Source organism: Bradyrhizobium sp. MI1.7, from assembly GCF_055811795.1.
Window position 1 is genome coordinate 90,604 of the sequence record NZ_JBVVPO010000006.1, and the last position, 13,800, is coordinate 104,403.

General features: G+C 65.9%; 11 protein-coding genes. 10 read left to right on the forward strand and 1 reads right to left on the reverse strand.

What is annotated here, in order from left to right; translation table 11 throughout:
• Positions 1-94 precede the first annotated feature (94 nt).
• The 6 genes from AC0L3X_RS08920 (at position 95) to AC0L3X_RS08945 (ending at position 8,379) form a co-directional block, all read left to right on the forward strand.
• Positions 95-2,104: a hydantoinase/oxoprolinase family protein gene (locus AC0L3X_RS08920; protein WP_063984416.1), complete on the forward strand. Its 2,010-nt coding sequence runs from the start codon at positions 95-97 to the stop codon at positions 2,102-2,104.
• Positions 2,101-3,681, forward strand: a complete 1,581-nt coding sequence (locus tag AC0L3X_RS08925) for a hydantoinase B/oxoprolinase family protein (protein ID WP_063984415.1) — start codon at positions 2,101-2,103, stop codon at positions 3,679-3,681. The genes AC0L3X_RS08920 and AC0L3X_RS08925 overlap by 4 nt, the downstream gene beginning before the upstream one ends.
• 10 nt (positions 3,682-3,691) lie before the next feature.
• Positions 3,692-4,987, forward strand: a complete 1,296-nt coding sequence (locus tag AC0L3X_RS08930) for a class-III pyridoxal-phosphate-dependent aminotransferase (RefSeq protein ID WP_473316371.1) — start codon at positions 3,692-3,694, stop codon at positions 4,985-4,987.
• Positions 4,984-6,666: a long-chain-fatty-acid--CoA ligase gene (locus AC0L3X_RS08935; RefSeq protein WP_231144492.1), complete on the forward strand. Its 1,683-nt coding sequence runs from the start codon at positions 4,984-4,986 to the stop codon at positions 6,664-6,666. Before AC0L3X_RS08930 ends, AC0L3X_RS08935 begins: the two co-directional genes overlap by 4 nt.
• Before the next feature lie 106 nt (positions 6,667-6,772).
• Positions 6,773-7,705, forward strand: coding sequence for an N-carbamoyl-D-amino-acid hydrolase (locus tag AC0L3X_RS08940; RefSeq protein ID WP_063984413.1), 933 nt, complete (start codon positions 6,773-6,775; stop codon positions 7,703-7,705).
• 5 nt (positions 7,706-7,710) lie between these two features.
• Positions 7,711-8,379, forward strand: coding sequence for a flavin reductase family protein (locus AC0L3X_RS08945; protein ID WP_187387762.1), 669 nt, complete (start codon positions 7,711-7,713; stop codon positions 8,377-8,379).
• Here the strand turns inward: AC0L3X_RS08945 and AC0L3X_RS08950 are convergent.
• Positions 8,376-9,038, reverse strand: coding sequence for an aspartate/glutamate racemase family protein (locus AC0L3X_RS08950; protein ID WP_063984411.1), 663 nt, complete (start codon positions 9,036-9,038; stop codon positions 8,376-8,378). The genes AC0L3X_RS08945 and AC0L3X_RS08950 overlap by 4 nt on opposite strands.
• 56 nt (positions 9,039-9,094) lie before the next feature.
• Between AC0L3X_RS08950 and hydA the strand changes: the two genes are divergently transcribed.
• Genes hydA through AC0L3X_RS08970 form a run of 4 tightly spaced genes read left to right on the forward strand, consistent with a single transcriptional unit; the run spans position 9,095 to position 13,739 of the window.
• Positions 9,095-10,564 (forward strand): dihydropyrimidinase, encoded by a 1,470-nt coding sequence (gene hydA / locus AC0L3X_RS08955; RefSeq protein ID WP_063984410.1) that lies wholly within the window; start codon positions 9,095-9,097, stop codon positions 10,562-10,564.
• 16 nt (positions 10,565-10,580) lie between these two features.
• Positions 10,581-11,555 carry an NAD-dependent epimerase/dehydratase family protein gene (locus AC0L3X_RS08960; RefSeq protein WP_063984409.1) on the forward strand — a complete coding sequence of 325 codons (975 nt, stop codon included), beginning with the start codon at positions 10,581-10,583 and terminating at the stop codon, positions 11,553-11,555.
• Position 11,556: 1 nt separating this feature from the next.
• Complete coding sequence (locus AC0L3X_RS08965) at positions 11,557-12,306, forward strand: SDR family oxidoreductase (RefSeq protein WP_231144493.1); 750 nt, start codon at positions 11,557-11,559, stop codon at positions 12,304-12,306.
• Positions 12,303-13,739, forward strand: coding sequence for an NAD(P)-binding domain-containing protein (locus AC0L3X_RS08970; RefSeq protein ID WP_063984408.1), 1,437 nt, complete (start codon positions 12,303-12,305; stop codon positions 13,737-13,739). Before AC0L3X_RS08965 ends, AC0L3X_RS08970 begins: the two co-directional genes overlap by 4 nt.
• Positions 13,740-13,800 lie beyond the last annotated feature (61 nt).

Here is a 13,800-nt window from a genome sequence, read left to right on the forward strand (position 1 = left end):
TGATGATGAGCGCTCTCGGTTTGGCATTGGACGTTGCGATGGACGGCAAGCACCCGGCGTCCGGTTCGGACGTCATCCGTAACTGACCCCGCACATGAGTTCCTCCGAAAATCACTGGGAAGTCGGCACCGATATCGGCGGCACCTTCACCGACATCATCGCCATCAGGCGCGACTCCGCGGAGGCGCGGATCGCAAAGGTGCCGTCGCGCCCCGACGCGCCGGTTCAGGCGATGCTGGAAGCGATCGAGGCGGTGGGCCTGCGCAAGAGCGAGGTCAAGCGCTTCGTGCACGGCACAACGCGCGTCACCAACGCCATCGTCGAGAACCGGCTGCCGAAGGTCGCGCTGGTCGCGACCGAAGGGTTCGCCGATGTGCTCGAGATCGCGCGCTATCGCCGCCGCGATCTCTATCGTCTCGACATTCCGCCGAAATCACCGCCTTTGGTGCCGCCCGAACGATGCTTTGGGCTCGCCGAGCGCCTCGATCACGAAGGCCGGGTGCTGAAGGCGCTGGATGAGACCGAGATCGAGCGCCTGGTGGCCTGGCTGAAGCAGACCGGCGTGCAGAGCGTCGCCGTGGCGCTGCTTCACGCGTATGCCAATCCCGTCCACGAAAAGATGCTCGGCGAACGGCTCAAGGGCGTCGTCGCCCACGTCTCGCTGTCGCACGAGGTCAATCCCGAGGCGCGCGAATACGAACGGACGTCGGCGACTGTGTTCAACGCGGCCGCGATGCCGATCGCGGTGGAGTATCTCAGCGAGCTGGAGCAGCGGTTGCCGATCGGCGCCGGCTTGCAGGTGTTTCATTCGGCCGGAGCCATGGTCCCGATCTCAGCCGTGAAGCGGCGGCCGCTGGTGATGGCGATGTCGGGGCCGGCGGCCGGCGTCTCCGCATCGGTCAGCATCGCGCGCCAGCTCGGTACATCGCGCATGCTCACCTTCGACATGGGTGGCACCACGACGGACGTCTGCCTGATCGTCGACGGCCAGGCCGAGATGACCGACGGCCGCATGCTAGGCGACAAGCCGCTGCGTCAGCCGATGCTTGCGGTCCATTCCATCGGGGCCGGCGGCGGATCGATCGTGCGAAACGGTCCCGGCGGCCTGACGGTCGGGCCGGAGAGCGCCGGCTCCGAGCCGGGGCCGGCCTGCTACGGCCGCGGCGGCACCGAGCCGACCATTACCGACGCCAACGCCGTGCTCGGCTATCTCAATCCCGAGACCAAGCTTGGCGACCGCATCGGCATCGACATCAAGGCAGCGGAACGCGTCATCGAGCCGATTGCGCGCGCCTTGGGGCTGAGCCTGACCGAAACCGCGCTCGGCATCATCAAGGTCGCCAACGCGACCATGGCCCGCGCGCTTCGCCGCGTCACGGTCGAACGCGGCATCGACGGACGCGACTGCACGCTGCTCGCCTTCGGCGGCGGCGGCCCGATGCATGCCGCAGGCCTTGCCGATCTCTACGGGATTGCAGAGGTCGTGGTGCCGAGCGCATCCAGCGCCTTTTCGGCGCTGGGCTGTCTCACCGCTGATTTCAGCTTTCTCCAGCAGCAGACGCTACGCGCCGCCCTAGATGGCATCGATCTCGCGCGCGTGTCGGAGCGGATCGGGACGCTGATGGACGATGCTTCGGCGCCGCTGATCGCCAACGGCGTTGCGAGGGCCGAGATCCAGGTCGAGCTTGTGGCGCTGATGCGCTACGCGGCGCAGAATGACGCCATTCCGGTGCCCTTCACGTTGCCGCTCGACGTGACCAAGCTGAAGAAGGACTTTCTGGCGCGGCATCACGAACTGTTCGGCTATGCGACCAGCGAGCCCTGCGTCATCGAATCCGTGCGCGTGCAAGCGCGGCGCCCGTCGACGACGGTGGTGAGCCGGCCGGCGACTGCGGTGAGGGCGGTGTCGTCAGGCAAGCGCGCCTGCTCATTCGACGGCCTCCACGATATCCCAACCGCCATCATTGATCGCGCCAAATTGACCGATGTCGTCAGCGGCCCCGCGATCATCGAGGACGCGTGGTCAACGGTGGTGGTCCCGCCGGGCTGGCAAGCTAAACCCGATGTATCAGGCAATCTGTTCCTGACGCGGAGGACGGCATGAAGCTCGATCCGTTCGTTGTCGAGGTTATCAGGCACGGGCTCTCGGCCGCGGCCGAGGAAATGAGCCTGGTGATGACGCGCTCGGCGCGCTCGCCGCTGCTGCGCGAGGCCGGCGACCTGTCATCCGCGATCACGGATGGCCGCGGCGGCCTGGTCGGGCAGGGCCGCGACATCCCGATCCATCTCGGCGCGATGGCCTACACCATCCCCGAGTTGCTGAAGGTGATGCCGCGCGACAGCCTGAACGACGGTGACGTCGTGATCTATAATGTCGGCGCGCTTGGAGGCAATCACCTCAACGACGTCAAGGTCGTGCGTCCCGTCTTCGTCGACGGCGAGATCGTGGCGTTTGCGGTGAGCCTCGCGCACTGGCCCGACATCGGCGGCACCTGGCCGGGCAGCTATTTTGCCAAGGCGATCGACACTTTCCAGGAGGCGATGCGGATTCCGCCGGTGCTGATCGCCACGTCAGCCGGCGTCAACACGCCGATCGTACAGCTGCTCAAGGCCAACGTCCGCGATCCCGAGTCCTGCGAGGGCGATCTGCTCGCCCAGATAGCCGCGACCAAGGCCGGCGAGAAGCGCATCGTCGAGCTTTGCCGCGAGCACGGCAAGGCGGTGTTCACGGCGACGCAGTCGCGGCTGCACGATCTCTCCGAAATCGAGATGCGGGAGGCGCTCCGCGACCTGCCTGATGGCGTCTACGAGGGCGAGGATTATCTCGACGACGGCAGCGTCAACAATGCACCTGCGCGCATCCATGTGAAAATCACCATTCGCGGCGACGAGGCGACCTTCGACCTCTCCGGAAGCTGCGATCGCGTCTCCAATTTCTGCAACACGACGCCGTTCATGGCACGCTCAGCTGTCGCCTATGCCGCACGCATCATGAGCGGGCGCGACATGCACCAGAACGCGGGCGCGCTCCGGCCTTTGACCATCATCACGCGCCCGGGCTCGATCCTGGAGCCGGGCTGGATGGCGTCCGTGGCCGCCGGCAACCACGAGACGTCCATGCGCATCGTCGATGCGATTTTTCGCGCGATGCAGGACACCATCCCTGAGCGTCTGTCGGCGGGCGGAGCGACCACGGCGGGCGTGCTGTTTTTTGCCGAGCCGCGGCAGAACGGCTCGTGGAAGATGCTCTACGAGGTTCACGGCGGTGGTGAGGGCGCGCGGCATGATCGGGCCGGCATGTCGGCGACGCGCGTGCATCTCTCCAATACGTCGAACACGCCGGTCGAGGTGATCGAGGCGAGCTACGCGATCCGCCTGGAGCAGCAGGCCATTCGCCGGCAGTCCGGCGGCGCGGGCGCCCATCGCGGCGGTGACGGCTCCGTTCGCACCTATCGCATCCTCGCGCCTTCGATGCACCTGACCACCTGCATCGAGCGCATGGTGATTGCGCCGTTCGGCATGCAGGGCGGCGAAGCTGGCAAGGCCTGCCGCATCTCGCTGGTGCGGAAGGGCGAAAACGTTGCGATCGACGGCAAGTCGAACCTGGTGTTGCAGCAAGACGATCTCGTCACGATCGAGATGTGCGGCGGCGGCGGCTATGGCGCCGCGGCCGCGGAGTGAGGGGATTGCGATGAGCAGATTGTTGCGAACCGGGCTGAACGCGGGCGAAGCCGCGCCGATGGCCGTCGTCGGCGGCGAGGGCGTCTACTTTCACCTGTCCGATGGCCGCAAGCTGATTGACGGCAGCAACACCGGCGGCGGCCTCGGCCATCGTCACCCGGCGATGGTGGAGGCGATCCGCCGCGCGGCCGATACGCCCGTCGTGAACGAAGGCTGGACCTGGGTCGGCCGTGAGCAGGCGGCCGACGATCTGATGGCCACCGCATTTAAAGGCGAAGACGACTGGGTCGGCGCGGTGCGCTTCTGCATCAGCGGCAGCGAGGCCAACGATATGGCGCTGTCGCTCTGCCAGGCGCTGACACAGCGGTCTGCGCTGGCGACGCGCGAGCGCGCCTATCACGGCATCACTGGCCTCTCCCGTGCCATGACGGTGCAGCCGCAATGGCACGGCGGCCTCGCGGTGCACGCGGGCGGCTCGAAGCTGCCGGCGCCGATGGCACCGGTGAGGGTCCTGCCCGCGCCGGATGGCGCCATCTACGGCGCGCCGGCCAACAACACCCCGCCCAGCGAATATCTGGCTGATGCCACGCGGCTGCTCTCGGACACGGCGGCGACCATCATCGACTACACCCAGGGTGGCATCTGCTACGATGGTGCCTATCAGGACGAGGTGGCGCGCTGCGCGCGGGAGGCTGGCTCGTACTGGATCGCGGACGAGGTCGTCACCGGCGCTGGCCGCGCAGGCCGCTGGTTCGCCTTCCAGGGCGCGGAGAGCCACCCCGATATCGTGACGCTCGGAAAATCGCTCGGCGGCGGTGCGGCGGCAGTCGCGGCGGTCGTGGTGTCGAAAGATATCGTCGAGCGGCTCAAGGGCACGAGCTGGCAGAATTACGGCACGCTGCGCGGCCATCCCATCAGCATGGCTGCCGTCAGCGCGTACCTGAAAGTCGTCAGCGACGACAAGATTCTGGAGCACGTCCGGAAGCTCGAAAAGCTGTTCACCCGCCGCCTGCTCGCGATCGCGCAGAAGCATCCGAGCGTGCAGCGCGTGGCGGGGCAGGGGCTGCACTGGACGGTGGAGCTGCACGGCCCGGATTGGCGCGCCTGGCATGCCGACACCACCGAGGTCCCGATCGCCTCGCGTGTCGCAGAGCGGGCGTTGGAGGCGGGTGCCGTGATCGGCACCAGCGGTGAGCAGACTTCGCTGTTCCTGGCACCGCCGCTGGTGATCTCGGAGCAGGAAGCCGAGCGGCTGCTGGATGCGCTCGACCACGGCCTCGATATCGCAGACGAGGAGCACGGGTGAGCGCAGACCCCGCAACACCTCAACGCTCGCCGGCCTGGCCGGCGGACGAGCCCTGGCATCTCGCGATGCCGGAGGGGACGCTTTACGACGCGCTGGCGCGTGCGGCGACGGATCGCCCATCGCATCCGGCGACGGTGTTTTATGGTGCGAGCCTGAGCTATGCCGAGCTACGCGCGCGGGTCGATGCCTTAGCCGGATTCCTGCAGAACGCTTGCGGCGTGAAGCGCGGCGACCGCGTCATGATCGCACTGCAGAACTCGCCGCAATATGTCATCGCCTACTACGCGGTGATGCGGGCGGACGCCGTGATCGTGCCGGTCAATCCGATGAACAAGACGGCCGAGATCGCGTATCTCGCCGAAGACAGTGGGGCCCGGGTCGCGATCATCGGAAGCGAATTGAGCGAAATATTCGCGCCGCTGGTGGGCGAAGCCATCTCCCATACGATCGTCGCACAGTATCGCGACGAAGTGCCGGCCGCCACGCCCTATACGCTGCCTTCATGCATCACCGAGGCGCCGTCGGAGATACCGTCGTCGCTAGGCTGGCATTCCTGGTCGCAGGCGATCGCGCAAGGTTTGCAGCCCGGCGCAATGACCGCGGGGCCGGACGATCTCATGATCCTGCCCTACACCTCGGGCACAACAGGCAAGCCCAAGGCCTGCATGCATACGCATCGCAGCGCGCTGTTCACGGCCGTCTTGCAGGCACGCTGGTATGGGCTCGACGGCGACGATGTGATGACCGGCTTCATGCCCCTGTTCCATGTCGCGGGCATGCAGGGCTCGATGAATGCCGCTGTGGTGACAGGCGCCACGCTGCTGTTGATGGCGCGCTGGGACAAGGATCTGCTGCCGGATCTGTTCGAGACCTACGGCGTCACGTTCTGGAACGCGGCGCCGACAATGATCGTCGACGTGCTCGCAAGCGTCCGGTTCCGCGACCGGTGCTTTGCAAAACTCAAGGTGCTGACCGGAGGTGGTGCGGCAATGCCGACCGCGGTGGCCGAACGGCTCAAAGGCCGCTTTGGCCTCGATTTCGTCGAAGGCTATGGCATGACCGAGACGATGTCGCCGACGCATCTCAATCCGATGACTGCGCCGAAGCGCCAGTGTCTCGGCATTGCCGTGCACGAGACCGATGCGAGGGTCGTCGATCCCGAGACCTTGATCGAGCTCGACGACAATGTCGTCGGCGAGATCGTCGTCCACGGACCACAAGTGCTGCAAGGCTACTGGAACAGGCCGCAGGCCAACGCCGAGTCCTTCATCGAGCTCTCGGGAAAGCGGTTCCTGCGCACGGGCGATCTCGGCTATCGCGATGCCCAAGGCTATTTCTTCGCGGTCGACCGCCTCAAGCGGATGATCAATGTCAGCGGCTTCAAGGTGTGGCCGGCCGAGGTGGAAGCGGCGATGTACCAGAACCGCGCCATCCGGGAATGCTGCATCGTCTCGACCCCCGACGACTACCGCGGTGAGACCGTCAAGGCGCTGGTGGTGCTCGACGAAGCCGCGCGCGCGACGACGTCTGCGCACGACATCGTCGGTTGGGCCCGTGGTGCGATGGCCAGCTACAAGGCGCCGCGCGCCGTCGTCTTCGTCGATGAGCTGCCGCGCACCGCCAGCAACAAGATCAACTGGCGGCTTTTGCAGGATGCAGAATGGGGGCGGACGGCATGAAAGCTGCTTGGCTGGAAAAACGGCGCAAGACCGCGTTATGCTGCGCGCGCCGGCACGCCCCTCAAGCTACGATCCCCAGCCTCACCAGGAAATCAGGAACTCGCTGATGCGTATCGTCACCGTTGCCGCCGCCCAGATGGGCCCGATCCAGAAGGTCGACAGCCGCGAGGCCGTGGTCAAGCGCATGATCGCGCTGATGGATGAGGCGAAAGCAAAAGGCGCCGATCTGATCGTCTATCCGGAACTGGCGCTGACGACGTTCTTCCCGCGCTGGTATGCGGAGGACCGGGCCGAGTTCGATACCTGGTTCGAGCGTGAGATGCCGAATGCGGCGACCAAGCCGCTGTTCGAGCGTGCGGCGCAGCATCAGATGGCGATGAACTTCGGCTACGCCGAGCTGACGCCGGACGGGCATCACTTCAACACCGCGATCCTGACCGACAAGTCCGGCAAGATCGTCGGCAAATATCGCAAGGTCCATTTGCCGGGCCATGTGGACTACGACACCAAGCGGTCGCACCAGCATCTGGAGAAGCGTTATTTCGAGCCGGGCGATCTCGGCTTCAACGTCTGGCGCGAGCTGGGCGGCATCATCGGCATGGCCATCTGCAACGACCGGCGCTGGCCCGAGACCTATCGCGTCATGGGCCTGCAGGGCGTCGAGATGGTTCTGATCGGCTACAACACGCCGTCGGTGAATGCGGAGAAGAGCGAGGAGGGCATCGAGAAGCGGCTGTTCCACAACCGTCTCTCGGTGCAGGCCGGCGCCTATCAGAACGCGACCTGGGTGGTCGCGGTGGCCAAGGCGGGTGTCGAGGACGGCCATCCGCTGTTCGGCGGCAGCCTGATCGTCGATCCCGATGGCGAGATCGTCGCTGAGGCCAAGACGGAGGGCGACGAGGTCCTGGTTCACGCCTGCGACCTCGACGCCACGACGTTCGGCAAGACCACGATCTTCAATTTTGCCCAGCATCGCCGCATCGAGCATTACGGCCTGATTACCAGCCAGACCGGCGCGGTGCCGCCGCCGGAGAAGTGACGCCGATGGCAGGCAACAGCACATCCGGCATTTCCTTGCGCGAGCTCGATCCGCGCGACCGCTACAAGCTGCTCTGCGGCGTGGTCGTGCCGCGGCCGATCGCGCTGGTGACGACGCTGGACGCGAACGGAGCGGTGAATGCCGCGCCCTTCAGCTTCTTCAATGTCTTCTCCGAAAGCCCTGCACTGATCGTGCTCGGGCTCCAGCACAAGCCGGATCACGGCCCGAAGGACACCACCCGCAACATCCATCGCGATGGCGAGTTCGTGGTTCACATGGTGGACGAGGCGCTGTCTGCCGCGATGAATGATTGCGCGGTCGATTTTCCCTCTGGCGACAGCGAGGTCGCGGCGACCGGGCTTGCCACGCTTCCCTCGGTCGATGTGAAAGTTCCGCGCTTGGCCGCGGCACCCTTTGCGCTGGAATGCCGGCGTCATGTCGTGCTGAATTTCTCGCCCGATCGCGAGCTGTTGGTCGGCGAGGTGCTCAGGGTTCACGCCCGAGAGGGCCTCGTCGACGAGGCCAACATGTATGTCGATCTCGAGGCCTACCGGCCGATCGGCCGCATGTTCGGCAATCTCTATACCACGCAGCGGGATACGTTTGCGCTTGCGCGCGAGAGCCACGCGCAATGGCTCGCGCGGCAGGACGCCAACGAGCTGAAGGACGCCTAGTGAGCCGAGAACTGCACCGTACCCAGTGCCATGGTGACGGCCGCCTGTGTCGGGTCGATCACGGGAATGCCAAGCGCTTCTTCCAGCGGACGGCGATGGCGCGCCATTCCGGCGCAGCCCATCACAATGGCGCGGGCGCCGTCCTCGTCGCGCAGCGCGCGGCCGATTTCGATCATCTTCGCCAGCGTGCCTTCGCCCGAGGCGGTTTCGGCGACGCTCATGTTGAGCGGCCGCTCGCCGGCGAGGCGATCGGTCAATCCCATCTGCCGGAGATAGCGCATGTGGCGCGGGATCGAGCGCTGGGCGATCGCGATGACGCCGAAGGTTTCGGCGCGGGCCAGCGCCGTCAGCACGCCGCACTCAGCGATGCCGAACACGGGACGGTCGGTGCCTTCGCGGCAGACCTGAAGCCCGGGATCGCTGTAGCAGGCGATGACAAACGCAGCCGAGCTGTTGTCGCCTTCGACCAGCCGGCGCAGCGGCATCGCAACGCCGTCGACATCGGCCTGGCTTTCAATGCCGAACGGACCCTCGGCCAGCGACTGGCAGACCAGTTCCGGGCCACCCTCGAAACCGAGCGGCTTCAGCGCCTCCTCCAGCCCTTGCGTGACCGCAGGGTTGGAATTCGGATTGATGACGAGAATGCGCGGCCGGGGCATGTTGGTCTTCCCTTGAGATGGCGATCACGTAGCTCAGGCATATCATGGAGTGCCTCATGACTGAACCCACATACGACCTGATCATCCGCGGCGGCCGCGTCGCCACCACGACCGACGTGTTCGAGGCCGATGTCGCGATCTCCGGCGAGGCCATCGCAGCAATCGGCCGCGGGCTTCCGGCGGCGAAACGCGAGATCGATGCGCGCGGCAAGCTGGTGCTGCCCGGCGGCGTCGACAGCCATGCGCATATCGAGCAGTTGTCCGCGGCCGGCATCATGAATGCCGACACGTTCGAGAGCGCGACCGTCTCTGCCGCTTTCGGCGGCACGACCACGGTAATTCCGTTCGCCGCCCAGCATGTCGGCATGAAGCTGCCGCAGGTGGTCGAGGATTATCACGCGCTGGCCAAGAAGGGCGCCGTGATCGACTACGCCTTTCACATGATCATTGCGGATGCGACCAAGGAGACCGTCGAGGAGCACATTCCGGCGTTGGTGAAGCAGGGCCATGGCTCGATCAAGATCTTCATGACCTATGACCGGCTCAAGGTCGATGACGAGCCGTTGCTCGACATCCTCTTGGCCGCACGCCAGTCCGGCGCGATGTTGTGCGCCCATGCCGAAAATCACGGCATCATCGCCTGGATGGTGAAGCGCCTGCTCGCGCGCGGCTACACGATGCCGAAATATCACGCCGTCAGCCACGCCCGCGTGTCGGAGGCGGAAGCCTTCACCCGGCTGATCGGCATGGCCGCCCTGATCGACCAGCCCATCATGATCTTCCATGTCTCGACCGCCGAAGGCGCGAAGGTCATCCGCGATTCGCGCGGGCAGGGGTTGAAGGTCTTCGCCGAGACATGTCCGCAATATCTGTTCCTCACCGCAAACGATCTCGACAAGCCTGGCGCGGAAGGCGCCAAGTGGATGTGCAGCCCGCCGCCACGTACGCATTCCGACCAGGAGGCGTTGTGGCAGGCGCTGTCGCTTGGCGATCTCCAGACCATCTCGTCGGATCATGCGCCCTATCGCTACGACGAGACCGGCAAGCTGCGCGCCGGACCCAATCCGAACTTCAAGCAGGTGGCCAACGGCCTGCCGGGCCTGGAACTGCGGCTGCCGCTGCTGTTCGACGCGATGGTGTCGAAGGGGCGGCTCGGCCTTGAAAAGTTCGTCGAATTGACTTCGACCGCGCCGGCAAAAATCTACAATCTGCATCCGCGCAAGGGCTCGATCGCGGTCGGCGCCGATGCCGATATCGCGATCTGGGACCCCAATCGCGAGACTGTGATCGCCGACGAGATGATGCACGACCTCGCCGGCTACACGCCGTTCGCGGGCCGCAAGCTGAAGGGCTGGCCGGTTAGCGTTCTCTCGCGCGGCCGGGTGATCATCGACGGCAACAAGTGCCTCGCGGAGGCCGGCAGCGGCAAATTCCTGGCGCGCAGCGGCGGCGAGGCGGCAAAGCCGACGGGGCGGCTCGTCGCCGACATGGATCCCGAGCGGAATTTTGGGGCAAAGCTGCTGTGATGGTGGATCGCGCGCGATGAAGATCGTCATCTTCGGCGGCACGGGCTTTGTCGGCCTCAATCTTGCCGAGGTGCTGCTCGCGCGCGGGCATGACGTCACGCTGTATGACCGCGCAGAGTTGCCGCCATCCGCGCGGCGATCGCTTGCTGACTACGGCGCACGGCTCAAAGCCGTGCAGGGCGATATCACCGACGCAGACGCCATCGACGCCCTCATTGCCGCGGGCTGCGATGCGATCGTGCTGGGCGCCGCGGTGACGGCCGGCGATGAACTCGAGCGAGCGTCGACCGCGCGCGTTCTCGAGATCAATGTGATGGCGCAAATCCCGATCCTGCTCGCGGCGATCCGACATGGCGTTCGCCGTGTCGTCAATCTGTCGTCGGCCTCGGCCTATGGCGCCGCGGGCGCGCGGGTCGAGGTTCTGGACGAGGAAACGCCTTGCGATCCGGTCTCGTTTTACGCCATCAGCAAGTTCACCTCCGAGCGATCGGTGGCGCGCCATGCCGAGCTCTTTGGCGGCGACTTCCTCAGTGTGCGCTTAAGCGCCTTGTTCGGTCCGTGGGAGCGACCCAGCTCGGTACGCGACACGCCGAGCCTCCAGTACCAGATCCTAGCTGCGTTTGCCCGTGGCGAGCCGGCGATCATGCCCGACACGGGCATGAAGGACTGGATCTACGCTCCGGATGCCGCCGAAGCCGTGGCAATGCTGATCGAAGCCGAGCGGCCGCGCCATCGGCTCTACAACATCTCCAGCGGCGGGCTATGGCCGGCGTTGGAATGGGGCAAGACCTTTGCGGCGCTAAATCCCGGCCTGCAATGCAGGCTCGCGGCGGCCGGAGAGACGACCGCCATCAAGCTGCATGGGCGCCATCGCGCACCGCTCTCGGTCGCGCGGATGGCGGATGAGTTCGGCTGGCGTGCGCGGTTCGGCTGTGCCGAGTCCGCCGCCGCGATGAGCGGCTGGCTGAAGCAGCACAAGGAGTGGATCTGAGATGCGGCTGCAGGCGCGCACGGCCATCATCACGGGAGCAGCTTCGGGCATTGGCCGCGCCAGCGCAAAGCTGTTTGCGGAGGAAGGTGCGCATCTCGCCCTTGTCGATCGCGATGCCGCGGCCCTTCAGGAGACGTTGAGCCTGATCGGAGAGGCGACGACGCATGTCGGCGATGTCGGCGATGCCGATTTCGCCGAGACCGTTGTGAACGACGTCATCGTGCGCCACGGCCGTCTCGATATTCTGATGACCGCTGCGGGCTTCTCCTGCGGCGGCACGGTGCTGACGACGAGGCTGGAAGACTGGGACGCGGTGTTCCGCGCCAATGTCGGCGGCACCTGGTTGTGGGCGCGGGCGGCGGTGCCGCAGATGCAGCAGCAGAAGAGCGGTTCGATCATCACGCTGGCGTCGCAGCTCGCCATCGCCGGCGGCAAGGGCAACAGTGCCTATATCGCCGCCAAGGGTGCGATCGTCAGCCTGACGCGCACCATGGCGGTCGATTTCGCGACCGACGGCATCCGTGTCAACGCGATTGCGCCCGGCGCAATCGACACGCCGATGCTTCGCCGCAGCTTTGCCCGCCACGCCAATTCGGACGAGGTGCGCGAAGCCTCCCGCAACCGCCACGCCATGAAGCGCTTCGGTCAGGCGGAAGAAATCGCTCAGACCGCGCTGCATCTCGCCAGTGATGCGTCTTCGTTCACGACCGGCACCGTGATGGTGGTTGACGGAGGCTGGCTCGCGGCATGAGCGACGCGCTGGCAAAGCTTGAAGCGACCGTGCGCGCCGATCTCGCGATGATCGCGCATCCCGGCGCCGCCTGGCTCGAGCCGAAGACGGGGCCGGATGGCAAGCCCGCGCTCGATGTTCTCATTATCGGCGCCGGCCAGTCCGGTATCGCCATCGGCTTCGGCCTGATGCGCTCGCGCGTCAGCAACATCCTGCTGCTCGACAAGGCCGAGGAGGGGAAGGAGGGCCCGTGGCTCAGCTATGCCCGCATGCCGACGCTGCGCAGCCCGAAGGACTATACGGGACCTGACCTCGATATCCCGAGCCTCACCTATCAGTCCTGGCACGAGGCCCGCTTCGGCAAGGAGAGCTGGCAGACACTCGACCTGATCCCGCGCGGGCATTGGGCGGACTATCTGCTCTGGCTGCGACGCACGATCGGTCTGCCCGTGCGCAACGGCTGCGAGCTTCTGGAGATTGCGCCTGCATCAGACAGTCTGCTCGCCGCGCGCGTGAGACGCGCCGATGGCGTCGAGACGCTCCATGCCCGCAAGATCGTGTTGGCGACGGGGCAGGAGGGCATGGGCGACTGGGTCATTCCGGAGCCGCTTCGTCAGTTGTCAGCGAGTTCGGTCGCAACTGTTGCCGACGACATCGACTTCGAAAGCCTGCGCGGCAAGCGCGTCGCGGTGATCGGCGCCGGCGCGTCCGCCTTCGACAATGCGGCGACCGCGCTGGAGGCAGGCGCGGCGGAGGTGCATCTGCTCTGCCGCCGCGCTCAGATCCAGGTGATCCAGCCCTATCGCTGGCTGACCTTCCGCGGCTTTCTGCGCCATCTCAGCGATCTCGACGATGCCTGGCGCTGGCGCTTCATGCGCAAGATCCTCGAGATGCGCGAAGGCTTTCCGCAGCCGACTTATGATCGCTGCGCGCGTCACGCCAATTTCACGCTGCACGAGGGTGCGCCGGTCGAGGGCACCAGGCAGACCGATGGCGGTGTCGAATTGCACACGCCACGCAGCACGATCACGGCGGATTTCGTCATTTGCGGCACCGGCATCGACATGAACTTTGCCGGCCGCGGCGAGCTGCGCCGCTTCGCCGGCAATATCGCGACCTGGGCCGATCGCTACCAGCCGCCTGCGAGCGAGCGCAACGCGCGGCTCGGCCGCTTTCCCTATCTCGCTGACGATTACGCCTTCACCGAGCGTGTGTCTGGCGAGACGCCGTGGATCTCCGACATCCATCTTTTCGCCATCGCCTCCACCATGAGTTTTGGTCCGTCGGGATCGTCGATCAACGCGATGACGACGGCCATTCCCAAGCTGGTCAATGGCCTGACGCGCGGCCTGTTTCGCGGCGATGTCGAACGTCACTGGGCTTCGCTCAGCGCCTACGACGTGCCGCAGGCCGTGGTTGCGCGGCCCGCGCGAACAATGGAGGAATCGCGATGATCATCCATGCACCGCCGCGACGAAGCGCCTCTGCGGGATTGGCGCGCAACTTGCTTCTTTC

Coding starts and splice junctions, on each gene's coding strand:
- AC0L3X_RS08920 (WP_063984416.1), top strand. CDS start 95: ATGAGTTCCTCCGAAAATCACTGGGAAGTCGGCACCGATATCGGCGGC.
- AC0L3X_RS08925 (WP_063984415.1), top strand. CDS start 2,101: ATGAAGCTCGATCCGTTCGTTGTCGAGGTTATCAGGCACGGGCTCTCG.
- AC0L3X_RS08930 (WP_473316371.1), top strand. CDS start 3,692: ATGAGCAGATTGTTGCGAACCGGGCTGAACGCGGGCGAAGCCGCGCCG.
- AC0L3X_RS08940 (WP_063984413.1), top strand. CDS start 6,773: ATGCGTATCGTCACCGTTGCCGCCGCCCAGATGGGCCCGATCCAGAAG.
- AC0L3X_RS08945 (WP_187387762.1), top strand. CDS start 7,711: ATGGCAGGCAACAGCACATCCGGCATTTCCTTGCGCGAGCTCGATCCG.
- AC0L3X_RS08950 (WP_063984411.1), bottom strand. CDS start 9,038: ATGCCCCGGCCGCGCATTCTCGTCATCAATCCGAATTCCAACCCTGCG.
- hydA (WP_063984410.1), top strand. CDS start 9,095: ATGACTGAACCCACATACGACCTGATCATCCGCGGCGGCCGCGTCGCC.
- AC0L3X_RS08960 (WP_063984409.1), top strand. CDS start 10,581: ATGAAGATCGTCATCTTCGGCGGCACGGGCTTTGTCGGCCTCAATCTT.
- AC0L3X_RS08965 (WP_231144493.1), top strand. CDS start 11,557: ATGCGGCTGCAGGCGCGCACGGCCATCATCACGGGAGCAGCTTCGGGC.
- AC0L3X_RS08970 (WP_063984408.1), top strand. CDS start 12,303: ATGAGCGACGCGCTGGCAAAGCTTGAAGCGACCGTGCGCGCCGATCTC.